Raw genomic sequence first — 24,021 nt, 5'->3', positions numbered from 1 at the left:
TTATGAAACATATAAAATATTTAATTTTTGCTGTAACAGGATTTGTTTTCATTTCCTGTGATACTGAAGAATTTTTAAATCCATTACCAGATACTGCAATTGTTGTAGAAGCATATTACAGTTCAGATCAAGATGTATTAACTGGTATTATTGGGATTTACGACGCTATACAAGGTGTTAATGAAAATACAGATACGAGTTATGAGAGATCAAACAGAGGTGTTCAAGTAGAATACCTTTTAACGGAACATCGTACAGATAACACTAGAGGTAAAACATTTGAAGGTTCTAAAGCAGATTTTCATAGATATTTAATCGATGCTACAAATGCACAGTCAGAAGATTATTACCAATCAATGTATCAAATTATTTTTAGAGCAAATGATGTATTGACTCATATTAATGTTGCAGACGAAGCTAACAGAGCTAAATATGCTGCTGAAGCTAAATTTTTAAGAGCTTATGCTTATTTCAATTTAGTAAGGCTGTTTGGTGATGTGCCTTTAGTAACTTCTGTAGTAGGACCAGAAGAAGATCAAATATTGTTTACTAGAGTAGCTAAAGCTCAGGTTTATGAGCAAATAGTTTTAGATTTAGTAGAAGCAAAAGACGTTTTAGATAATACTTATAAATCTAGAGCATCAAAAGCCGCAGCACAAGGCCTTTTAGCTAAAGTGTACTTAACTCAAGGAATTAATTATGGAGAAGCTGCGCAATTATGTTTAGATATCATGGGGAGTGGTTTTGCTTTAGAGAATAATTTTAGTGATGTGTTTTATGACGAATTAAATGATGAAATTATTTTTGCTATTCAATATATGACTGGAGATGCTAATGAAAGTCAAGCTTTTTCTGCAGAATTTACAACGACAAATAGCCAAGGAAGAGAAGATGGCTTAAATGTAGTTAACGATAATCTTATTGCAGATTTTGCTTTATACGGTGGTAATAGAACAGAAGCTTCTTTTAAAACATTTGTTCAATACAGTGAGGTCATCAAGTTTTTACCTGAAGGCTCAGATATTACAGCTAATCCACCTACTTACGGAGGAAGTCCTCAACAAGCCGGTAACGATTGGATTATTTTACGTTATGCAGATGTATTATTAATGCATGCAGAAGCTATTTTAGCTGGTGGTTCTGAAACAACAGATGCTGCTGCAATAGACTCTTATATGGAAGTTAGAGTAAGAGCAGGTTTTGATGCAGAAGCAGATCGTCCTTCAGTACTTACTAAAACGGCTTTACTTGCAGAAAGACGTGTAGAGTTGGCTTTCGAAAATCAACGTTTCTTTGATTTGGTTAGGTTTGGCGTAGCTGATGCTGTTTTAAGTGCTCATGCTTCTGAAATGGACTATCCAGACTATAATGTTAGACAGTTATTATTACCAATTCCATCAAGAGAAATAAATTTAAGTGGTGGTCTTTTAAGCCAAAACCCTGGATATTAATTAAAAAACTAAATTGTTAAAGACATGAAAAATAAAACAAATATTTTCCACAGAGTAACAGTACTGTTCCTGTGTTTAATAACAGCTGTGACTTATAACAGCTGTGAAAGCGCTTACGAATTTGAATTGCCAGAAGCTGGTTCTCAGGTTGATACTGTTTTACCAACAGCAGACTTTTCATACACTCCAGACCCTGTTAATTTTAATATTATTCAGTTCACAGATCTTTCTTTTCAATCTACAACATACTTGTGGGATTTTGGTGGAGGAGATACCTCAACAGAACAAGATCCAGTTTATACATTCCCAGCAGTAGAAGGTATTTATCCTGTGACATTAACAGCTAGTGATGCTAATGGAGCATCGGATACGGTAACTATAGACGTTGAACTTTTAGATGTGTTTGTACCTATTACTCCTGAAATTATAAATGGAGATTTTACAGATGGTACTAGCGATTGGAAATTTGATACATTCTCGGGAGGTACAACAAATCCTTTTAATGCTAGTTCTGATGGATCGTGGTTAAATTATGATGGTTCAGATAATGGATCTAAAACCAAAGGCGCTAAATGGACAATGAGTACTTCTGCAGGTGCTTATCTAAGTTCTAATACCAGATACGCATATCAAGCAATAGTAGTTTCACCTAATGTTGATTATATTCTAGAATATGAATATGCTATAAAAAATGATGGTACACAGGCTCCAGGCGATAATAGAATCATTGGAGGAATTATAGATGGTCATTTTAATGATGGTGCTGATGCCATTGCTAGTTTTGATGCTGCTCCTTTAGCTATGTTTGTTGGAGATGAAGATTTAGGAAAAACGGTTTTTACAACAGTTCAAATTCCTTTTACTTCAAATGCAACAGGTGAAGTTGCAATACTTATTTATGGTGTTACAGATGTTGATGCTTATGTGGACAATGTGAAAGTATATCCAGTAGACTAATCATTATAGTAATATGAAAAATTTCCGAAAAAAAATATTAGTTTTTTTACTGATAGCATTTGTATCTGCTAATGTCACTTCCCAAAACACGGAAAGTAACGTTACAGAATCGGATAAAAAAATTGAAAAGAAAAAGAAAAAGAAGAAAGGGAGAAAGAAAAAAGCAAAGCTTCCAAAAATAGACCTTAGTCATTGGAAAGTAACATTGCCAGTGGCAAATGAAAAAGGTAAGCCATACGAAATAGAGCCGCCAGAGATTTTGGATTTTGCCAAAATGGATATTGCAAAACCTTATATGTATATAGATTCTACAAAAGGAGCAATTGTATTTCATGCTATGCCAACAGATTCTAAGACCAGAAATACAAAGTACACAAGGTCAGAATTAAGAGAGCAAATGGTACCTGGTGATAATAATACCAATTGGACGTTTAAGCAAGGCGGAACTATGAAAGGTAAACTTGCCATGGAAGAAGTCACTAGAGATTCAGATGGTAAATACCATCGCGTTATCATAATGCAAATTCATGGAAGGTTAACCAATGAACAACGCGATTTAATTGGTGAAGATGATAATAATGCACCTCCGATATTGAAAATATATTGGGATAAAGGAAAAATACGAGTAAAAACTAAAATCTTAAAAAACTTAAATGCTTCAGATACCGAAATATTACATGAAGACGCATGGGATGATGATGAAGGTTTTAATTTTAAACAAGAAGTTGGGTTTAAGAAATTTACTTTAGAGGTTCGGGTTTCAGAAGGTAAAATGCTTATTGTTTTAAACAATACAGAGTATAAATCTTATGAAAGTATTCACATAAAAAAATGGGGAGTATTTGAAAATTATTTTAAAGCAGGTAATTACTTTCAATCTAGAGATGAAGGAGCCTTTGCTAAAGTAAAATTTTACGAATTAGAAGTTAGTCATTAGAAAAAAAATAGTTGAGTTAGTGTCTTATTGAATTCTACTTTTTAATGTCATGTAAGTGGAATTCTTTAAGGACTATTAAATAGCCTCTAAGATGTTGTATTTGCATATTATTTGCATAAATTTAGCCTGTTAAAACTGGCTAACCAATTTAAAAGGTAAGATATGAAATTAGAAATATTAGCAAAAACAGATGGTAGAAATTTACAAAAAACAATCATTTCCAAAATAAGAGATCATATAAATCTTAAAAATCTTGAACCTGGCGACAAATTGCCCTCAGAAAGGATGTTGTCAGAAAAATTTGGAGTGACAAGGAGTAATGTTAGAGATGCTATTCAAAAATTAGAGTTCTACGGACTTTTAGAGTCTAAACCTCAAAGTGGAACTTTTGTTGCTAATATTGGTGTCATTGCGATGAATGGAATGATAGATGATATTTTAAGATTAGAAGAACCAGGTTTTAAATCTTTAGTTGAGACTAGGATTTTATTAGAACTAAAAACAGTTCGCTTAGCAGCATTGAGAAGAACTGATGAAGATCTTAAAACAATGAAAGAAGCTTTAGAGGCTTATAACCAAAAAGTTATTGCAGGTGAAGATGCAGTACAAGAGGATTTATTATTTCACTTAGCTATAGCTAAAGCGAGTAGAAATAGTACTATGAATAATTTTATGTTGTTAATAACACCAAAAATTATAACAAATTTCGAAAAATATCATGTGTGTGATAAAAATTTAGCTAATCAAGGTATAGAAGAGCACATCGCTATATACGAGGCCATTAAGAGTCAGGATCCTAAATTAGCAAAACAAAAAATGAAAGATCACTTTAATGTGTTATACCAATATTGCTATAACATTAAAAAATCATCGTAATTCAAGTAAATGAAAAAAGCAGGAAATAAAATAAAAGGTTTAAGATGGTGGGTAGTTACTTTAATTGCTATCGCTACGATTATTAATTATATTGATCGTACTTCACTCAGTGTTCTTTGGCCAGAAATTGCTAGTGACTTGTATCCAGGACACACAGCAGATGAAACAAAAGCCATATATGCACTAATTTCTATTATTTTCGTTTTTTCCTATGCTTTTGGACAAGCCATATTTGGTAAGATTTTCGATTGGGTTGGTACACGAATGGGATTTGTACTCTCAATAGGTGTTTGGTCTATTGCTACAGCATTACATGCTTTTGCTAGTGGTATTTTAAGTTTTGGGATATTCCGTGCAATATTAGGAGTTTCAGAAGCAGGAAACTGGCCTGGTGCAACTAAAGGAAACGCAGAATGGTTCCCTACTAAAGAGCGTGCGCTTGCACAAGGAATTTTTAATTCTGGAGCAGCTATTGGCGGAATTATATCCATTCCATTAATTGCAACCTTATCAATATATTTTAGCTGGAAAGCTATATTTATTCTTATTGGTTTAGCAGGCTTACTTTGGTTGATACCTTGGTGGATATTAGTAAAAGCAGCACCTAAAGATCACCCTTGGATTACAGAAGAGGAACGTGAATATATTTTAACAGGACAAAAAAATGAAGACTTTGATGGTGATGGAGTAGAAGATCAGGAGTATAACCCTAATACAGGTGAGTTACTTGGACATAAACAAAGTTGGGGTGTCATATTAGCGTCAGCGGCAATCGATCCTATATGGTGGTTGTTTGTTTTCTGGATTCCAATTTATCTAAATGAAGTTTTTGCTATGGACGTTAAGTCAATGGCATTATATGGCTGGGTGCCTTATGCCGGTGCAATGGTAGGTGCTTACTATGGTGGTATTTTAGCGCGAAATAAACTAAAAAAAGGATGGAACGTTGACAGAACACGTAAAATGGTAATAACCCTTGGTTGTTTTGTAATGTTACCAGCATTATTAGCAATGTCAAACCCATTAGGTATTGAAACAGAGGTTATTCATTTTTTAAATGGTCTAGGAGCTATAGATATGAATATATCAGATATGCAAAATCCGGGTGCAACAACCGCTGTAATATTAATGGCCGTTATTTTATTCGGTTTTCAAACAGCAATAGGAAATGTTCAGACGTTACCTAGTGATCTTTTTAGTGGGAAAACAGTAGGTTCTTTAGCAGGTTTTTCTGGTATGGCTGCTAAACTTACAGCTGCGGGATTAACTTATTTAGTGCCATGGTTAACAAGCGGTGGAAACTATACGCCAGCTTTTATAATAGGAGCAACTTTAGCATTATTAACAGTTGCAAGTGTTTGGATTTTTATCCCAAAAGTGAAACCAGTGACAAAAAAAGTATAACATAATTATATATTAAATTAATAAAAATGAGTAATAAAGGAAAAGTAGCTATAGTAACAGGAGCAACAGGAGGAATAGGTTTTGAAGTAGCAAAAAGATTAGGTACAGATGGATATACTGTAGTTTTAAATGGTATTGATGACGATGCAGGAGCAGAAAAAGTAAAACAGCTTACAGATGCTGGAATTACAGCTGAATATCTTGGTTTTGATGTTACAAATGAAGAACAAGTCACTTCAAATATCACTAAGATTGGTGAGAAATATGGTAGAATAGATGTACTTGTAAACAATGCAGGTGGTTTAGGTGGTAGATCTCGTTTTGAAGAAATGACAACTGAGTTTTACAGAAATGTAATGGCATTAAACTTAGACTCTGTGTTTTTTGCGTCAAGAGCAGCAATTCCTTTCTTGAAAAAAGGAGAACACCCTTCTATAATTAACTATACATCAAATGCAGGATGGACTGCTGGTGGACCTGGAGCAGGTATCTACGGTACGTCTAAAGCAGGAGTTCATGCTATTACAAGAGCATTAGCAAAAGATTTAGCTGAATATGGAATTAGAGCAAATGCAGTATCACCAGGTACCATTGATACTCCTTTCCATGCACAAATTAAGGCAACTAAACCTGAAGTTTTCGCTTCATGGGCAAATAATATTATGTTAGGGAGATTAGGTCAGCCAGAAGATGTGGCAGGCGTTGTTTCGTTCTTAGCAAGTAAAGATGCATCGTTTATTACCGCAGAAACTATTCAAATTGGTGGTGGACAAGCTTTAGGGATATAACAAGCAAATTTTTTATAAATACTTAGAGTAGCCTTTCAATCACAGAAAGGCTATTTTTTTTGTAAATTTAATAGAAAACAAAACGAATTATGAATCAAACGGTAACATTTGGAGAGGTCTTAATGCGCCTTTCCCCTTTAGGGAATAAAAAATTTATGCAGTCTAATCGTTTAGAGTTTTATTTTGGTGGAACAGAAGTTAATGTGGCTATTTCAATAGCAAATTTTGGTGGCAGAGTAAGACATATTTCGTCCATATCAAATGATTTTATAGGAGATACAGCAAAATCTTATTTAAGAAAATATGGTGTTAGCACATCAGGAATAGTACGTTCTAATAGACCTTTAGGCGTCTATTTTCTCGAAGTAGGAGCAGTAATGCGGCCGAGTTCAATTTCTTATAATCGCTCACATTCTGCATTTTCTGAGATAACTCCCAATATGGTAAATTGGAAAAAAGCTCTTAAAGGTTGTACATGGTTTCACTGGACAGGAATTACACCAGCACTTTGCGAAGGAGGTTATCTTACTTTAAAAGAAGGATTAAAATTAGCTAGAGAAAAAGGGGTCGAAATTTCTGTTGACCCTACATATAGAAGTGGTTTGTGGACGTATGGTGCCAATCCAAAAGAAACACTATCAGACTTATTAAACTATTGTACGATTTTTATAGGTGGTATTAATGAAATGAATGAAGTTTTAGGTGCTAATTACAATTATTCAAACGAAGATTTTATTGCGGCAAGTAAACAATTACTAAAAGAATTCCCGAGCATAAAAAAAACATTTGATAAAATTAGAACACCAATTAATGCCTCTTGGCATAAAATACGATCTAGAATGTGGAATGGTAATGAATTTAGAGAAACTAAAGATTTAGACATTACACATATTGTAGATAGAATTGGTACAGGTGATGCTTTTGCTGGTGGACTAATATATGGCTTGCAGCATTTTGATGATTATAAAGCGATGGAGTTTGCTGCAGCAGCAAGTGCCTTAAAGCATACTTATGAAGGTGATGTGAATTTTTCAAATGTAGATGAGGTCATGAATGTTTTAGAAGGTAATACATCAGGACGATTTAATAGATAAGTCTCTATTAGAAGAGTCTCTTACTATCAATTCAGATTTTAAAATATTTTTGTCCAATTTAGGCTTCCAATTTTTGGTGTTAATTCGTTTCAAAAACGTTTCTGCTGCAATTTTACCTATTTGCTTACTATGTTGGCTAACAGTAGTAATAGTTGGGCTAACTAACGACGTAAAAGGTTCATTACCAAATCCAACTAAACATATTTCTTCAGGAACTTTTATATGTTGTTCGTTTAAAACTTGAAGCGCTCCTAAGGCTGCGTAATCACTAGCAACATAAACGGCATCTGGCGGATGATCTAATGCAAGTAATTCTTTCATTTTTATTCTGCCATCTTCAAGATCTAGATTGCTTTCTATTAATAAAACATCGTCTTGAGGTAAATGGTGTTTATGTATCGCATCAATATAACCTCGAATTCTATTATTATAAATTCTAGTGCGTCTAAAACCTCCAATATGTGCAATACGTTTGCAACCTTTAGAGATTAAATGCTCTACTATCATATGGCTGCTTTGGTAATCGTCTATGCCAATATAATCTACATTTAAATCGTTTTCCCCTCTATCAAATAAAATTAATGGAATTCCCTTAGATTTAATTTTTTCGTAATGAGATAAATCTACAGTTTCATTAGCCATAGATGCAATAATGCCATCCACTTGTGTAAATAATAGCGTGTCTATATTTCGGCATTCTTTTTCAAATGACTCGTTAGACTGCGTAATAATAATATTATAACCGGCTTTATTTAAAACACTTTCCATGTTTTCTACAACCGAAGAAAAGAAATTGCTATTTGTTTTTGGTACAATAACACCAACTAGATTACTTTTTCCTTTTCTTAAAGCACTAGCCAAGTGATTAGGTTGGTAGTTAAGCTCTTTTGCAACACGTTTTACAGCCGCTTTAGTTTTAGCACTAATTCTAGAATCATCATGTAGAGCTTTAGAAACCGCTGCAGGTGAGATTTTTAACACATTTGCAATGTCTTTTATAGTTATTCTTTTTTTTTCACCCAAGTTTATATATATTTGCTTAAACGTTTAAGCAAAAGTATCGTTTTAACTTTAAAAATCAAAACAACATCGTTTTGATTTATTTTTAAAAAGTTTGCTTAAACGATTAACCAAAACAATATTTAATTAAAATATAGGATGAAAAAAGTAGTTACTTTCGGAGAAATCATGTTACGATTAGCTCCTCAACAATTTTTAAGATTTTCACAAGCATCAAGTTTTGATGTGGTGTATGGTGGAGGTGAATCTAACGTAGCAGTGTCTTTAGCTAATTATGGTGTACCAGTAGATTTTGTAACACGTTTACCAAAAAATGATATTGGTGAATGTGCTATGATGGAAATGCGTAAAAGAGGTGTTGGTGTAGATAAAATTATTTATGGAGGAGACCGTTTAGGGATTTATTTCTTAGAAACTGGAGCAGTAAGTAGAGGGTCTAAAGTTGTTTACGATAGAGCACATTCTGCTATTTCTGAAATAGAGCCAGGAATGGTAGATTGGAAAGCAGTGTTTAAAGATGTGGCTTGGTTTCATTGGACAGGTATAACTCCTGCAATTTCTCAAGGCGCAGCAGATGCTTGTTTAGAAGCTGTTAAAATTGCTAGTGAAATGGGAGTGACTATTTCTACAGATTTAAATTATAGAGCTAAACTTTGGACGTATTGTGATGCAGCATACAGAGAAAAAATAATGACGGAATTAACGTCGTATTGTGATGTTGTGTTAGGAAACGAAGAAGATGCTGAAAAGCATTTTAATATTCATCCTGAAGGTTTAGATGTACATAAACATGGACACGATGTAAAAGCGGAAGCGTTCTTATCGGTTTGTAAACAAATGATGGAAAAATTCCCAAGAGCTAAAAAAGTAATTACAACTTTAAGAGGTTCAATTTCAGCATCTCATAATACTTGGGCAGGTGTGTTATACGATGGTAAAACAATGTATGAAACACGTCAGTATCAAATTACGGATATCGTTGATCGTGTAGGAGGAGGTGATTCATTTATGGGTGGATTAATCTACGGATTATTAAAATATCCTGAAGATGACCAAAATGCATTGGATTTTGCAGTTGCAGCTTCATGTTTAAAACACACTATTAAAGGTGATGCCAATTTAGTAACTGTAGCAGAAGTAGAAAAATTAATGGGTGGTGATGCCTCAGGACGTGTAGCAAGATAAAATTATGGCAAATTTTTCAAGAATAGAAGTCGCAAATGTTATGAAACAAACCGGAATGGTTCCATTGTTTTATAACGCAGATATAGAAATTAGTAAAAAAGTAATCAAAGCTACTTACGATGGTGGTGCACGATTATTAGAATTTACAGCAAGAGGAGATTTTGCTCACGAAGTTTTTGGTGAACTTAATAAATGGGTACTTAAAGAATTACCTGGAATGATTATGGGTGTGGGATCTGTGACTGATGCAGCATCAGCATCTCGTTTTATGGCTTTAGGAGCAAACTTTATAGTAACGCCTGTTTTAAGAGAAGACATTGCAATAGTTTGTAATAGACGTAAAGTGGCTTGGTCTCCAGGATGTGGTTCTTTAACCGAAATCTGTAGAGCAGAAGAACTAGGCTGTGAAGTTGTAAAATTGTTTCCAGGTGGTATTTATGGTCCCGATTTTGTTAAGGCCATTCGTGGTCCGCAACCTTGGACAAGCATAATGCCAACAGGTGGAGTATCTCCAACTAAAGAAAATTTAGAAGGCTGGTTTAAAGCAGGTGTCACATGTGTTGGTATGGGCTCTAAACTTATTGCTAAAAATGCTGATGGTAATTATGATTTGGCTAAAATAGAATCGGATACGAGAAATGCATTAGCAATAATTAAAGATTTAAAATAAAAAGTATTGAAATCGTCTGCTGTAACTATAAAGGAACTTTCGTCTTTATCTGGATATTCTATATCTACGGTATCTAAAGCTTTAAATAATAAGCTTGAGATTAGTGAAGCTACACGAAAAACAATTAATACAATAGCTAAACAGCATAATTATGTACCTAATAATTATGCTGTTTCTCTTAGAATAAAAAAAACAGAGTCTATTGCAGTTATATTACCTGAAGTGACCAAAGCATGTTATAGCCATTCTCTATGCCATTTACAGAAATCTGCAGAAAGATTTGGGTATAGAATTCTGTTTTATCAGTCGTTTAATTCTTATGAGAAGGAGTTAAACTACATTAAAAATCTTAACGATGGTTCTATTGAAGGAGCCATTATTATTTCATCAGAAAATAAACAAAAATCACAATTTGAAGGGAATTCACTTTCTATAGAATTACTAAATATTGACAGTAATCAATCGCTTGAAGAGGTAAAACAACTTTCGTATAATAGTCTAATAAATTTATTAAAAGGCAACTAAGGTTTTACTTTGATATTTTAGATAATGTTTTTTATTTACAGAGAAACATTAAAATAGTTATAACCTTGCATTAATTACAATAATCAATATTTTGAAACAAGCTATTCAATACATGATAATTAGTGCACTAGCATTTACATTTTTAAATGTATTTGTAAAGTCATTAAATAATTTTGGAGTTTATCAAATTGTCTTTTTTAGGTCCATTGGTTCTCTGTTTTTTACAATACCATTTTTATTAAAACATAAGATTTCTTTATTGGGAAATAAAAAAGGACTATTGATAATGCGAAGTATATTCGGGCTCATATCTATGACTTTATTCTTTTTATCTATAAAGTATATTGCAATGGGTACAGCTGTTTCAATACGATATATAGGTCCAATTTTTGCCGCTCTTTTTGCATTATTATTTCTAAAGGAAAAAATAAAACCTATACAATGGTTCTTTTTTTTAATGGCTTTTTTAGGAGTGTTAGTTTTAAAAGGATTTGATACCGAATTAGAAATTAAAGGGATGGTCTTTGCCTTAGTTTCTGCGGTTTTTGTAGGATTAGTTTATATCACCATTAGAAAAATAGGAAATGAAGATCACCCAGTGGTGGTGGTCAATTATTTTATGATTATTTCGGCTGTAATTGGTGGGCTTTTATCAATTAATGCTTGGGTAAATCCAGTAGGTAAAGAATGGCTTATATTGTTAAGTCTAGGTGTTTTTGGGTATTTTGCTCAGTTATATATGACAAAAGCAATGCAAGCTGGAGAAACCAACCAAATAGCACCTCTTAAATATCTTGAAGTCATTTTTACAATCATTATTGGCTTGGTCTGGTTTAAGGAAATTTATACCATTTGGAGTTTGGTAGGTATTTTACTTATTATTTCGGGACTAACTTTGAATATTTTTACCAAAAAGAAATAGTGTTTTTGGTCTAAAAGCCTGTTTGTTATCTGTTTGCATGTATTGTGTTGTGGAAGTTATATGTATGTGAGCGTATAATATTGTTTTTCAGGTCTTTGGTATGTTTTTTGTGGCTTTGTAGCTTGTAACTAACTATAAACAACCTTATTATGACAAAGAAATCCATCCTCTTTTGTATTATTTTTATATGTAGTCTAGGGACTATAAATGCCCAAAAGGAAGTATGTAATACTAAACTTTCAATTTTTCATGAAAATGTAAAGGCAAAAAAGTACGATGCTGCCTATGAGCCTTGGCTATATGTAAGGACTGAATGTCCGAATTTAAATATAGCTATTTATATAGATGGTGAAAAGATTTTAAAATATAAAATTGAAAATTCTGTAGACGATTTAAAATTAGAGTTTCTTCAAGACTTAATCAATTTATGGAAAGAGCGCCAACACTATTTTGCCAATAGAACATCTAAAGGAGAGTATGATGCTAAAATTTGTCAGCTGCAATATGATTATAAAGACAACTTCAAGAAAAGCAATGATGAATTATATGATTGCTTTAACAATGCATTTATAGCAGATTCAAAAACCTTCACACACCCTAAGAGTCTTTATACTTATTTCTCGGTAATGGTAGATTTGTATGATGCAGCTAAGAAAACAGATGCAGAACTGTTCAATACTTATGACGATGTTAGCGAGAAAATTCAAGTTGAAATTCAGAATTATTCAGAAAAATTAAATGAATTAGTCTTAAAAATGGAAAGCGGAGAAGCACTGTCCTCAAAAGAAAAAAACAGAAAAAAAGTCTATGAAAGCTACCTTAAAAATTATGCACTTATTCAGGGAAATATTGATGCAATACTGAGTAAAAAAGCCAATTGCGATAATTTAATTCCACTTTATACTAAAGCGTTTGAAATTAATAAAAATGATGCTGTTTGGTTAAAACGCGCTGTAAGTAGAATGTATCATAAGGAATGCACAGAAGCGGCACTCTATGAAAAACTTGTAAAACAATATGATGAGGTGTCACCATCAGCCGATACAAAAGTTTACGTTGCAACCATTTTAATTAAAAAGAATAAAACAGCAGAAGCTTTTAAATTTTTAGAAGAGGCTTATGAGTTAGAAACAGATACATTTAAAAAATCAAAATTAGCACTAAGAATTGGTGTTATTCTTAAGAAACAGAAACAATATAGTAAAGCAAGAGGCTACTTTAATAAAGCTTTAAAGTTAAATCCTGCGAACGGAAATCCGCATGTATTGATTGCCGAAATGTATGGTGAAAGCGCAAAGCATTGTGGTAAGGATAATTTTTATCAAAGAGCAGTATATTGGTTAGCTGCTAAAGAAGCAAAGAAAGGTTCTAGGGTAGATCCTACATTGCAAAAATTAGTGAATCAATATGTGGCAAATTATGAAGCAAAAGCGCCAACAAAAGAAGACATATTTCTCAGAGATATGTCTGGTAAAACCATAGAAATAGGATGTTGGATTAATTCATCAATTGTAGTTCCTTAATTTTTGAGAAACACATATATTTTTTATCTAAAATAACGCAGAAGCAATAGCCTGAATATTGTCACTTTTTCCCATAGAATAATAATGAAGCACAGGTATGCCTGCATCTTGAAGCGCTTTGGATTGTTGAATACACCATTCAATTCCTACTTGTCGTACAGCTTTATTGTCTTTGCATTTTACGATAGCAATAATTAATTCTTCTGGTAAATCTACATGAAAACGGTGTGGAATTAGATTCAGTTGTTTTTTAGTCGCAATAGGTTTTAGTCCGGGGATAATAGGAACCGTTATGCCCTCTTTTCGGCATTTAGCAACAAAGTCAAAATATTTCTGATTATCAAAAAACATTTGAGTTACAATATAGGTCGCCCCATTTTTAATTTTCTTTTTTAAGAAATGAATATCACTATCTAAGCTAGGAGCTTCCATGTGTTTTTCTGGATATGCAGCTGCACCAATACAAAAATTTGTAGCAGAGCTGTTTTGTAAGGCATCATCTAAATACTTAGCGTTATTCATATCATCAATTTGAGCTACGAGTTCACAGGCATAATTATGACCCTCTTTTTCAGGTTTAAAGTAGGTTTCACTTTTAACGGCATCACCACGTAATGCCATAACATTTTCAATGCCCAAAAAATCCAAATCAATTAAGAAGTTTTCTGTGTCTTCTTTGGTAAAGCCTCCACACAAAATATGAGGAATAGCATCTACTCCGTATTTATTCTGAATCGCAGCACAAATCCCAACTGTTCCAGGTCGTTTTTTAACAACTTGTTTTTTTAGCAATCCATTTTCAACTTCTTTAAAAACATATTCTTCCCTGTGATAGGTAACATCAATAAATGGTGGTTTAAATTCCATTAATGGATCTATATTGTCAAAAATAGACTGAATATGCTGCCCTTTTAATGGAGGTAATATCTCAAAAGAGAATTGTGTTTTTCCGTTCGCGTTTTTTATATGGTCTGTTACTTTCATACTATTGCCTGCGAAAGCAGGTATCTCTTTAATGTTTAATCTTAATTTTTTATAGACATTATTTTTTGACTTGCAAGGTTTTTAAAACCTGCTAGGTCTATAATCATAATTCTATTAATCTGCAATATTCGGGCTCAACCATTTTGTAGCCTCATCTATGCTTATGTGTCGTCTTTTACTATAATCTTCCACTTGGTCTTCTTTTATCTTTCCTAATCCAAAATATTTGGCTTCGGGATTTCCAAAATAATAACCACTAACACTCGCCGCTGGCCACATGGCTAAACTTTCCGTGAGTTTTACTCCAATGGTTTCTTCTACATTTAAAAGTTTCCAAATGCTGGTCTTTTCTAAATGGTCTGGGCAAGCAGGATAACCAGGTGCGGGACGAATACCTTTATACTGTTCCTTTATTAAATCGGCATTAGTTAAGTTTTCGTTTTTTGCATAGCTCCAATGTTTGGTTCTGACTTCTTTGTGTAGGTATTCCGCAAAAGCTTCTGCCAAACGATCAGCTAAGGCTTTAATCATAATGGAATTATAATCGTCGTGTTCCGCTTCAAATTGGGCAGCTAATGCTGCTGTTCCAAATCCCGTGGATACACAAAAACATCCCATATAATCTTGTTTTCCTGAAGCTTTAGGTGCAATAAAATCGGCTAGTGCAATATTGGGTTTGCCTTGGGCTTTTTTGGATTGCTGACGAAGGGTTAAGAATTTTAATTTGTCTGGTCGAGTGCCGTCGAGACCTTCTTTCTGAGACACTGAATCAAGTTCAGTATAATCATCAGAGATTGTCACTTCAATATCATCATCATTAACCGTATTAGCTTCAAATAATCCAAAGATGGCTTTAGCTGTTAAGAGCTTTTCTTTAAAAATACGTTTCAATAATATTTTAGCATCCGCAAACAACTCTGTGGCTTGCTCTCCAACAACGGTATCTGTTAGTATATCTGGATATTTGCCATGTAAATCCCAACTTCTAAAAAAGGGTGACCAATCTATAAATTCTTCCAATTTAGTGATGTCAAAATCATCTATAATTTGAATGCCTAATTGCTGAGGTTTTACGATGTTAGAGGTATTCCAATCGATTCTTAACTTGTTTTTTCGAGCATCCGAAAGCGTTAAATAGTCTTTTTTCTTGGTACGCTTTAAGAATTGTTCACGGAATGCATCATACTCTTCTCGAATCTGATTTTTATAAATTCGACTATCGTTTTGAAGTAAATTTCCAACTACCGTTACCGCTCTCGAGGCATCATTAATATGCACCACTGTATTGTTATAGTGCGGTGCAATTTTTACAGCAGAATGCGCTCTAGAGGTTGTTGCACCACCAATAATAAGTGGGATTTTTACATTCTGTTTTTCAAGTTCTTTAGAAACATAGACCATTTCATCTAGCGAAGGCGTAATTAAGCCACTTAAACCAATAATATCTACTTTTTCTTTAATGGCGGTTTCAATAATTTTTTCTGGTGGTACCATAACACCAAGGTCAATGATTTCGTAATTATTACAACCTAACACAACGCTTACAATATTTTTTCCAATATCATGAACATCACCTTTAACGGTCGCCATTAAAATTTTACCAGCGAACTCTTGTTTGCCGTCTTTTTCAGCTTCAATAAACGGTTGTAAATAAGCGACGGCTTTTTTCATTACACGAGCCGATTTTACCACCTGAGGCAGAAACATTTTACCGCTTCCAAATAAATCGCCAACCACATTCATTCCAATCATTAAATGACCTTCTATAACTTCAATGGGTTTGGCGGATGCCAATCGTGCTTCTTCAACATCTTCCAAGATAAAGGCATCAATACCTTTTACTAAAGCGTGTGTAATTCGATCTTGCAATGGATGACTTCTCCATTCTAAAACCTTATCCTCGTGTTCCTTTTTTTGTCCTTTTACCGATTCGGCAAAATCTAATAAGCGTTCTGTAGCATCCTCACGTCTGTCAAATAAAACATCTTCAACACGCTCTAATAAATCTTTGTCTATTTCATCGTAAACTTCTAACATGGTTGGATTTACAATGCCCATATTCATACCGTTTTTAATGGCATGATATAAAAAGGCAGAGTGCATGGCTTCACGAACGATATTGTTTCCTCTAAACGAAAACGACACATTGCTCACACCTCCAGAAACGTTAGCATATGGTAAATTTTCACGAATCCATTTGGTCGCTTCAAAAAAGTCGAGCGCATTTCTGCGATGTTCCTCCATACCTGTGGCTACTGGAAAAATATTAGGGTCAAAGATGATGTCTTGCGCAGGAAATTTAAGTTCGTTCACCAAAATATGATAGGAACGTCTACAGATTTCGATTCGTCTGTTGTAAGTGTCCGCTTGGCCGTCTTCATCAAAAGCCATTACCACAACTGCGGCTCCGTAACGTTTGATGAGTTTGGCGTGGTGTTTAAATTGTGTTTCACCTTCTTTTAAACTAATAGAATTAACCACACATTTTCCTTGAGCCACTTGTAAGCCTGCTTCAATGATTTCCCATTTAGAACTATCTATCATTAAGGGGATTCTAGAAATATCGGGCTCTGAAGCGATGAGGTTTAAAAAGGTCGTCATAGCATAAACCCCATCGAGCATCCCTTCATCCATATTAACATCTAGAATTTGTGCGCCTCCATCGACTTGGTCTCTCGCCACTTCTAGAGCTTCATCGTATTTTTCTTCTTTAATTAACCGAAGAAATTTTCGAGAACCAGTCACATTGGTACGTTCTCCAATATTAATAAAGTTACTGTCTGGTGTTACCACTAAAGGTTCTAATCCAGATAAGGTTAAGTATTTCTTACAATCAGATTCTGCCATTATGCTAATTCTTGTATTAATCTTGGTTTGTAGTTTTTTGCGACATCTGCAATGGCTTTAATATGCGCGGGACTTGTGCCACAACAGCCGCCAATAATATTGATAAGGTTATTTTTAAGGTAGTCTTCAATATAGCCTTGCATTTGTTTTGGTGTTTCATCATATTCTCCAAAAGCATTTGGTAATCCTGCATTTGGGTGTGCTGAGGTATAGAAATTCGTTTCGTTAGATAAACGCTGTAAATACGGTTTTAACTGTTGCGCGCCAAGGGCACAATTAAAGCCAACACTTAATAAGGGAATATGTGATATTGAGGTTAAAAATGCTTCTACGGTTTGTCCGGATAAGGTTCTTCCTGAAGCATCCGTTATGGTTCCAGAAACCATAATTGGAATATCAATATGTCGTTCTTCTTTGACTTCTTCAATAGCGAATAAAGCGGCTTTTGCATTTAAAGTATCAAAAATAGTTTCCACTAAAAGTAAATCGGCACCGCCATCAATTAACGCTTCTACTTGCTGTTTATAGGCAATACGTAATTCGTTAAACGTAATGGCTCTATATTCTGGGCGGTTAACATCTGGTGATAAACTTGCTGTTTTATTGGTTGGTCCAATACTACCTGCAACAAAACGCGGTTTGTCAGGATTTGCTTTTGTGAATTTATCTGCCACTTCTTTGGCGATTTTAGCCGATTCAAAATTCAACTCATATACCAAATCTTCCATGTTGTAATCTGCCATGGCAATGGTGGTTCCGGAAAAGGTATTGGTTTCCACAATATCAGCACCAGCTTCAAAATATTTAGCGTGAATTTCAGCTATAGCTTTTGGTTGGGTTAAGGATAACAAATCGTTATTGCCTTTTAAAGGAGATGGGTAATCCTTAAAACGTTCGCCTCTAAAGTCTTCTTCCGAGAAGTTATATTGTTGCAACATGGTTCCCATGGCTCCATCGAGAACTAATATGCGTTTTTGTAATTCGTCTTTTATATTGCTCATAGTATATGTTTGTTCTCGATATAATTTTATTCCGATGTCATAAAATCACTCGAACTGACGTTAATTTTCTAACGCTTGTTTTAAATCGTTAATAATATCTTCTGGATGTTCTAAACCGACAGAAATTCGTATTAATCCTGAAGTGATGCCGGTTTCTAATCGTACATCTTCTGGGATTTTAGCATGTGTTGTTGATGCTGGATGTGTTACAATAGTTCTAGTGTCTCCTAAGTTTGCAGATAGTGATAATAATTTAATGGCGTTTAGAAAGGTTCTACCGGCTTCAATGCCTCCTTTTATTTCAAAAGCCACGACGTTTCCGCCTAATTTCATTTGTTGTTTGGCTAATTCGTATTGCGGGTGTGACTTTAGAAATGGATATTTTACAACATTTACATTCTTGTGAGACTCTAAAAAGGTAGCAACTTTTAAAGCACTGTCGCAATGTCTATCGACTCTAACCGCTAAGGTTTCTAAACTTTTAGATAACACCCATGCGTTAAATGGAGATAAAGCAGGACCTGTATTTCTAGAAAACAAATAAATTTTCTGAATAAAATTGGAACTCCCCACAACAACACCTCCTAAAACGCGGCCTTGGCCATCCATTAATTTGGTGGCAGAATGAATGATTAAATCGGCACCAAATTTTATAGGTTGTTGCAAGTAAGGCGTTGCGAAGCAATTGTCGATAATAAATATAAGTCCATGCTTTTTAGCGATATCTCCTAAACGTTGTAAGTCTAAAATATCTACAGCAGGATTTGTTGGGCTTTCTGCATAAATCACTCTGGTATTGGGTTGAATTAGACTTTCAATGGTATCTAATTCATCCATTTTAAAGTAGCTTGTTGCGATGTTCCATTTTGGTAATATGTTATTAAATAGGGTTTGCGTAGAACCAAAAATACTACGACAAGATACAATGTGATCTTCAGAATTTAATAAGGCTGCAAATGTTGAAAATACAGCAGACATACCAGAAGCAAAAGCATAACCACGTTCTGCACCTTCCATTTGGCATACTTTTTCTACAAATTCAGAAGTGTTAGGATTGGAATAGCGACTGTAAATATTCCGTTGTTTTTCGTCTGCAAAAGAGGCACGCATATCTTCAGCATCTTCAAAAACATAACTCGATGTGAGGTATAAAGGGCTTGAATGTTCTAAGTATTGCGAACGTTCAATCTGTGTGCGTATGGCTTGTGTTTCAATGTGTTTGGAACTCATTTTCTAATCATTTGATAATATCAAAAAACCAAATACGTCGTAGACGTAATTTTCTAGAAAATGTTATAAAGAGTAGTAATTACAGATGAGTAATTAGGTTTGGTTATCTATCCAATTTCGCGATAAATGAATCGCCAATTAAGTAGAATTTAGCACCTTCTTAATAAATTTAAGGGTTGCTAAGGCTTCAATGGGTCTAATCCCTCCACCTTTCTTGATAACATTTCAGTAAGTTATTTGAACTTTGTGTGTTACAATATTCCGAAAGAAAATAGGATTACACAAATTTTATTCACTTTATTTTAATGGAAACATATTGCATTTTAATTGTAACTTTGGTTTTCCCAAACACAATAATTATGTTAGAAAATTTCTGGTTTAATGTACAATACGGCATGAACCACGTTTTAGATATTAATGGGTATGACCATATCCTTTTTTTAATGGTATTAGCTGTGCCTTATGTTTTTAATGATTGGAAACGTGTCTTGGTCTTAGTTACGACATTTACCTTAGGCCATACGTTATCATTGGTTTTGGCAGCTTATGGAGTGGTGAGTATTAATGGTGAGTTAGTAGAGTTTTTAATACCAATTACTATTTTAATCATGGCCATTTACAACGTGTTTACTGCAGGTAAAAAATCTAAAACGAATAAATTTGGCCTACTATTTTTTACAACTTTATTTTTTGGACTGATACACGGCTTGGGTTTTGCAAGAGAATTTAAAATGTTTTCAGGGCAATCAGAAAATAAATTGGAACTTCTAATAGAATTTGCTTTAGGTATTGAACTTGCGCAAGTCATTATCGTATTTGTCGTTTTATTCATAGGGTTTTTATGTCAAACGGTATTTAGGTTTTCACGTCGTGACTGGATGATGGTGCTTTCAGCTATAGTTATTGGATTGGTAATTCCAATGATTACGCAAAGTGATTTTTTAAAGTAAAATTTTAAAAGTTTGGTAAAATTTTAACTGATAGTAAATTGGTTATAAAATACTAAGCTTATATCTTCGTTACTAACTAGTATACTTTGTACAAGAACAAGAATTAATGTCAGATATAAAACAATTACGTTACGACAAAGCCTATTTACGTATAGCTAAAGAATGGGGGAAATTATCACATTGTAAACGCAAACAAGTTGGTGCGCTTATTGTAAAAGATAGAATGATAATTTCTGACGGTTATAATGGTACTCCAACAGGTTTTGAAAATTATTGCGAAGATGATGAAGGGTATACCAAATGGTATGTGTTACATGCAGAAGCCAATGCTATATTAAAAGTAGCATCATCTACACAATCTTGTAGAGGAGCGACGCTTTATATTACGTTGTCGCCTTGTAAGGAATGTAGTAAACTAATTCATCAAGCTGGTATTGTAAGAGTGGTGTATCATGAAGGTTATAAGGATTGTTCGGGAATTGATTTTTTAAGAAAAGCAGGTATAGAACTAGAGTTAATAGAAGACTTAAATGCAGATTCCCATTCTGATGGGAAATAGTATGGCAACTAAAAATAAATACATACCACTAATTATAGGCGTTGCAATTGCAGCAGGAGTTATTATAGGTGGCGAATTAAATTTTGCAGATACTTCAGATAATCTTTTTTCAACTAATAGTAAAAAGAATAAGCTCAACCGTTTAATAGATTATATAGATTACGAATACGTAGAAGAGGTTAATACAGATAGCATTGTAGATGTTACTGTTAATGGGATTTTAAACAATTTAGATCCACATTCGATGTATATTCCTAAAGAAGATTTACAGCGCATCACTGAAAATATGAAAGGTGATTTTGTAGGTATTGGTATTAATTTTTACCCTTATAGAGATTCTATAGCTGTAGTAAAACCAACAGAGGGTGGGCCAAGTGAAAGTGCTGGAATTATGAGTGGAGATCGAATTCTTTTAGCAGATGGAGATACACTGTATGGAGTTGATTTTGATAATGATTTTATAGGAAATAAGCTTAGAGGTGATAAAAACACTAAGGTCAAATTGACAGTTTTTAGAAAAGGTGAAGAGGAGCTTTTAGAGTTTGAAGTAAAACGCAAAAGTATCCCAATTAAAAGTGTAGATGCAGCTTATATGCTAACGGACGATTTAGGTTATATAAAAATGAATCGTTTTGCAGAATCTACTTTTAAGGAATTTAAGTTGGCATTAGGCGAATTAAAAGAACTTGGTGCTACAAAACTAGCCTTAGATCTAAGGGATAATCCAGGAGGGTTTTTGGGTGTTGCAGAGCAGATTGCTGATGAATTTTTAGAAGACGATAAGCTGATTCTGTTTACTAAAGACAAAAAAGGAAAAGAAGAACGCATATATGCAACACAACATGGAGATTTTGAAGAGGGCGAAATATATATTCTAATAAATGAAAACTCTGCATCGGCAAGCGAAGTTATTGCTGGAGCACTTCAAGATAATGATAAAGGTATAATAGTAGGAAGACGTTCTTATGGAAAAGGTTTGGTGCAGCGAGAAATGGCTTTAGGAGATGGAAGTGCTGTAAGATTAACCGTTTCTAGATATTATACTCCTACAGGGCGTTCTATTCAAAGACCTTATACTAATGGAGATAGTGAAAACTATTACAAAGATTATTACAAGCGTTTAAGGACAGGGGAACTGATTGATGAAAAAAGCATAGAAGTTGATGATTCATTAAAGTTTACCACACCAAAAGGAAAAGTGGTGTATGGAGGTGGAGGCATCATCCCAGATGTATTTGTTCCTGTTGATCGTTTGTTTGATAATGAAACTATAAATTATTTAAGACGACGCGGTCATTTTGGTTATTTTGTCTTTGAAGAATTAGATAAAGATCGCAGTATATATCAAGATATTTCAAAATACGATTTCATTAATAATTTTGAAGTTAGTGATGATATCGTTGTGCGTTTTCAAGAATATGTTAATAAAAAAGAACGTACTAATATTACGTTTGTAGCCTATAATGACGAAATAAGACGCCTTATTAAAGCCACACTTGCACGTCAGTTATTTGATGATAATGCGTTTGAAGAAATTATAAATAAAGAGGATATTATGGTGCAAGAAGTGATTTTATTAAGCAAAGAATATCCAAACTTTAAACAAAATTAAACGCTTATATTTTATCGTGAATTTTGGTGTGTTTCCCATTATTCCAAAGCGTTAAAATATCTGTCGCTACGTGTGCGCCACTTCCGCATGCCATGGCAAATTGACTTCTCCAACCGGCTAAAGTGCCAGCTACGTAAAGGTTTTTTTCAATGAGATGATCTGTGTTTTTTAACCAAATTCTATCTTTTTCAATAGCAGCTCTTGGGTGTGGTTCTGTGTAGTTTTTAAGACCTTTTATGGTCATTAAGTTAGTGTAGCCTACAGCAACAACTACAATTTTAGATCGGTAACTGTTTTGATTTGTAGTAACTATAAAATCACCGTGATCTTTATCGATAGCATTTACCTTTTCATTTTCAATCTGAGAGATATGCGGATAAAGATCTGTTAATTGGTTTTTACCATCCTCTAGAATGTCTGCACCTAGCGTACCTGCTTGTAATCCTAAAACATTATTAAACAAAGCGGTTTGTAAATGCGATGTTTTTTGGTGCATTATAATGCCAATGTGCTTGCCTTCTGCAAAAGGTTTGTGTTGTGCAGAACCTAAAACTAAAGCGCAAGATAATCCTGCAGCTCCACCGCCAATAATTAGAGCATCAAAAGTCATTATCGTTGTTTGCTTAATTTTTCAATCTTCTTAGAAATTCTAAGAATCTGTAATAAAATAATTGCACAAAACGCAGCTGTAATTGTAATTAGTGCGGTCTGACTTTCTCCTTCAAAAAGCGCTTCAAAATTTAACTTTGTCGCATTAAAAATAATGAGTGCTAATGCAATAGCAGATAGAATTAGTGTAAATACTTTCATGTTTAAAAATTTAAACCAGTAAAGCTTTAATGTTGTGGGCAAATAACTTTACTGCTATGGCTAACAAAATTACACCAAATATTTTTCTTATAATGTTAATTCCGTTGGTACCTATGATACGCTCTATTTTTGAAGATGTTTTTAATACTATATAAATAACAACAACGTTACTAATTACAGCAACAATTATATTTTCAATGGCAAATTCTGCACGTAGCGATAATAAAGTAGTTAATGTTCCTGGTCCTGCCATAAGCGGAAAAGCCAATGGAAAAACAGAAGCTGTAACAGCACTATGTTCATCGTCTTTATAAAGCGTAATACCCAAAACCATTTCTAAGGCAATAAAAAAGATGACAAAAGCACCTGCAACAGCAAACGAGTTAACATCTATACCAATAAGACTTAGCAAGCTTTTTCCAACAAAAAGAAAAATAATCATGATTACACCTGCTATTATAGAGGCTTTTCCACTTTGAATATGTCCAACTTTTTTACGTAAATCTATGACAATTGGAATATTTCCAATAATATCGATTACGGCAAAAAGGATCATAAAAGCTGTAAATATTTCTTTAAAATTAAGTTGCATTTCGTTGTGATTTTAATCTTTATATTGTTTCTTAATATAGCTATAAGTATTTGGTTTTTATGATCTTATTGGCTAAACATCCGC

At 33.8% G+C, this 24,021-nt stretch carries 23 protein-coding genes and 1 riboswitch; of the genes, 15 read left to right on the top strand and 8 right to left on the bottom strand.

Annotated features, from left to right (window positions below):
- Nucleotides 1–2 precede the first annotated feature (2 nt).
- From ABD730_RS05045 to ABD730_RS05015, 7 genes are all read left to right on the top strand, one after another.
- A complete protein-coding gene (locus ABD730_RS05045; protein WP_215928083.1) occupies nucleotides 3–1,451 on the top strand; it encodes a RagB/SusD family nutrient uptake outer membrane protein in 1,449 nt (482 codons plus the stop codon).
- Between the two features lie 24 nt (nucleotides 1,452–1,475).
- Complete coding sequence (locus ABD730_RS05040; protein WP_334468132.1) at nucleotides 1,476–2,408, top strand: PKD domain-containing protein; 933 nt, start codon at nucleotides 1,476–1,478, stop codon at nucleotides 2,406–2,408.
- Between the two features lie 13 nt (nucleotides 2,409–2,421).
- Nucleotides 2,422–3,345, top strand: coding sequence for a polysaccharide lyase family 7 protein (locus tag ABD730_RS05035; RefSeq protein ID WP_344713005.1), 924 nt, complete (start codon nucleotides 2,422–2,424; stop codon nucleotides 3,343–3,345).
- Nucleotides 3,346–3,507: 162 nt separating this feature from the next.
- Nucleotides 3,508–4,221: a FadR/GntR family transcriptional regulator gene (locus ABD730_RS05030; RefSeq protein ID WP_215928078.1), complete on the top strand. Its 714-nt coding sequence runs from the start codon at nucleotides 3,508–3,510 to the stop codon at nucleotides 4,219–4,221.
- A gap of 9 nt (nucleotides 4,222–4,230) precedes the next feature.
- Nucleotides 4,231–5,625 (top strand): MFS transporter, encoded by a 1,395-nt coding sequence (locus tag ABD730_RS05025; protein WP_344713002.1) that lies wholly within the window; start codon nucleotides 4,231–4,233, stop codon nucleotides 5,623–5,625.
- 26 nt (nucleotides 5,626–5,651) lie between these two features.
- Nucleotides 5,652–6,413: an SDR family NAD(P)-dependent oxidoreductase gene (locus ABD730_RS05020; protein ID WP_215928075.1), complete on the top strand. Its 762-nt coding sequence runs from the start codon at nucleotides 5,652–5,654 to the stop codon at nucleotides 6,411–6,413.
- A gap of 89 nt (nucleotides 6,414–6,502) precedes the next feature.
- Entirely contained in the window at nucleotides 6,503–7,507 is a 1,005-nt protein-coding gene (locus tag ABD730_RS05015) for a sugar kinase (protein ID WP_344713000.1), read from the top strand.
- Here ABD730_RS05015 and ABD730_RS05010 read toward each other — a convergent pair.
- Nucleotides 7,487–8,530: a LacI family DNA-binding transcriptional regulator gene (locus ABD730_RS05010; RefSeq protein ID WP_334468120.1), complete on the bottom strand. Its 1,044-nt coding sequence runs from the start codon at nucleotides 8,528–8,530 to the stop codon at nucleotides 7,487–7,489. The two genes, ABD730_RS05015 and ABD730_RS05010, sit on opposite strands and share 21 nt — an antisense overlap.
- Before the next feature lie 135 nt (nucleotides 8,531–8,665).
- Between ABD730_RS05010 and ABD730_RS05005 the strand changes: the two genes are divergently transcribed.
- The 5 genes from ABD730_RS05005 (at nucleotide 8,666) to ABD730_RS04985 (ending at nucleotide 13,352) form a co-directional block, all read left to right on the top strand.
- Nucleotides 8,666–9,712 (top strand): PfkB family carbohydrate kinase, encoded by a 1,047-nt coding sequence (locus tag ABD730_RS05005; protein WP_344712998.1) that lies wholly within the window; start codon nucleotides 8,666–8,668, stop codon nucleotides 9,710–9,712.
- Between the two features lie 4 nt (nucleotides 9,713–9,716).
- Nucleotides 9,717–10,382, top strand: a complete 666-nt coding sequence (locus tag ABD730_RS05000; RefSeq protein WP_215928067.1) for a bifunctional 4-hydroxy-2-oxoglutarate aldolase/2-dehydro-3-deoxy-phosphogluconate aldolase — start codon at nucleotides 9,717–9,719, stop codon at nucleotides 10,380–10,382.
- A 6-nt stretch (nucleotides 10,383–10,388) separates the two neighbouring features.
- Complete coding sequence (locus ABD730_RS04995) at nucleotides 10,389–10,907, top strand: LacI family DNA-binding transcriptional regulator (protein WP_334468117.1); 519 nt, start codon at nucleotides 10,389–10,391, stop codon at nucleotides 10,905–10,907.
- A 112-nt stretch (nucleotides 10,908–11,019) separates the two neighbouring features.
- Nucleotides 11,020–11,829 carry a DMT family transporter gene (locus ABD730_RS04990; protein WP_344712995.1) on the top strand — a complete coding sequence of 270 codons (810 nt, stop codon included), beginning with the start codon at nucleotides 11,020–11,022 and terminating at the stop codon, nucleotides 11,827–11,829.
- A gap of 149 nt (nucleotides 11,830–11,978) precedes the next feature.
- Complete coding sequence (locus tag ABD730_RS04985) at nucleotides 11,979–13,352, top strand: tetratricopeptide repeat protein (protein WP_344712993.1); 1,374 nt, start codon at nucleotides 11,979–11,981, stop codon at nucleotides 13,350–13,352.
- Nucleotides 13,353–13,379: 27 nt separating this feature from the next.
- Here the strand turns inward: ABD730_RS04985 and metF are convergent, their stop codons facing one another.
- From metF to ABD730_RS04965, 4 genes are all read right to left on the bottom strand, one after another.
- The gene (gene metF / locus ABD730_RS04980; protein ID WP_215928062.1) at nucleotides 13,380–14,336 is read right to left on the bottom strand and encodes a methylenetetrahydrofolate reductase [NAD(P)H]; all 957 of its coding nucleotides are present in this window, start codon (nucleotides 14,334–14,336) and stop codon (nucleotides 13,380–13,382) included.
- Between the two features lie 114 nt (nucleotides 14,337–14,450).
- Entirely contained in the window at nucleotides 14,451–17,183 is a 2,733-nt protein-coding gene (gene metH, locus ABD730_RS04975; protein ID WP_344712991.1) for a methionine synthase, read from the bottom strand.
- Nucleotides 17,183–18,184 carry a homocysteine S-methyltransferase family protein gene (locus tag ABD730_RS04970; RefSeq protein ID WP_344712989.1) on the bottom strand — a complete coding sequence of 334 codons (1,002 nt, stop codon included), beginning with the start codon at nucleotides 18,182–18,184 and terminating at the stop codon, nucleotides 17,183–17,185. Before ABD730_RS04970 ends, metH begins: the two co-directional genes overlap by 1 nt.
- Before the next feature lie 60 nt (nucleotides 18,185–18,244).
- Nucleotides 18,245–19,414: a trans-sulfuration enzyme family protein gene (locus ABD730_RS04965; protein ID WP_344712987.1), complete on the bottom strand. Its 1,170-nt coding sequence runs from the start codon at nucleotides 19,412–19,414 to the stop codon at nucleotides 18,245–18,247.
- Nucleotides 19,415–19,514: 100 nt separating this feature from the next.
- Nucleotides 19,515–19,638, bottom strand: a riboswitch (SAM riboswitch).
- A 135-nt stretch (nucleotides 19,639–19,773) separates the two neighbouring features.
- Here ABD730_RS04965 and ABD730_RS04960 point away from each other — a divergent pair.
- The 3 genes from ABD730_RS04960 to ABD730_RS04950 all read left to right on the top strand — a co-directional run bounded on the left by ABD730_RS04960 (nucleotide 19,774) and on the right by ABD730_RS04950 (nucleotide 22,535).
- Nucleotides 19,774–20,364, top strand: coding sequence for a HupE/UreJ family protein (locus ABD730_RS04960; protein ID WP_215928053.1), 591 nt, complete (start codon nucleotides 19,774–19,776; stop codon nucleotides 20,362–20,364).
- 106 nt (nucleotides 20,365–20,470) lie between these two features.
- The gene (locus ABD730_RS04955) at nucleotides 20,471–20,923 is read left to right on the top strand and encodes a deoxycytidylate deaminase (RefSeq protein WP_215928052.1); all 453 of its coding nucleotides are present in this window, start codon (nucleotides 20,471–20,473) and stop codon (nucleotides 20,921–20,923) included.
- Between the two features lies 1 nt (nucleotide 20,924).
- Nucleotides 20,925–22,535: a S41 family peptidase gene (locus ABD730_RS04950; protein ID WP_334468393.1), complete on the top strand. Its 1,611-nt coding sequence runs from the start codon at nucleotides 20,925–20,927 to the stop codon at nucleotides 22,533–22,535.
- A gap of 4 nt (nucleotides 22,536–22,539) precedes the next feature.
- On the opposite strand, the gene ABD730_RS04945 is transcribed toward ABD730_RS04950, so the two are convergent.
- Genes ABD730_RS04945 through ABD730_RS04935 form a run of 3 tightly spaced genes read right to left on the bottom strand, consistent with a single transcriptional unit; the run spans nucleotide 22,540 to nucleotide 23,937 of the window.
- Nucleotides 22,540–23,145 carry an FAD-dependent oxidoreductase gene (locus ABD730_RS04945; protein WP_334468103.1) on the bottom strand — a complete coding sequence of 202 codons (606 nt, stop codon included), beginning with the start codon at nucleotides 23,143–23,145 and terminating at the stop codon, nucleotides 22,540–22,542.
- Entirely contained in the window at nucleotides 23,145–23,345 is a 201-nt protein-coding gene (locus ABD730_RS04940; protein WP_215928050.1) for a hypothetical protein, read from the bottom strand. Before ABD730_RS04940 ends, ABD730_RS04945 begins: the two co-directional genes overlap by 1 nt.
- A gap of 10 nt (nucleotides 23,346–23,355) precedes the next feature.
- Nucleotides 23,356–23,937 (bottom strand): MarC family protein, encoded by a 582-nt coding sequence (locus tag ABD730_RS04935; protein ID WP_215928049.1) that lies wholly within the window; start codon nucleotides 23,935–23,937, stop codon nucleotides 23,356–23,358.
- Between the last annotated feature and the right edge of the window lie 84 nt (nucleotides 23,938–24,021).

It is taken from the genome of Winogradskyella damuponensis (assembly GCF_039538385.1).
Classification (GTDB): domain Bacteria; phylum Bacteroidota; class Bacteroidia; order Flavobacteriales; family Flavobacteriaceae; genus Winogradskyella; species Winogradskyella damuponensis.
The sequence above is the reverse complement of the archived record's forward strand: the minus strand, read 5'-3'. Positions and strand labels throughout refer to the sequence as shown.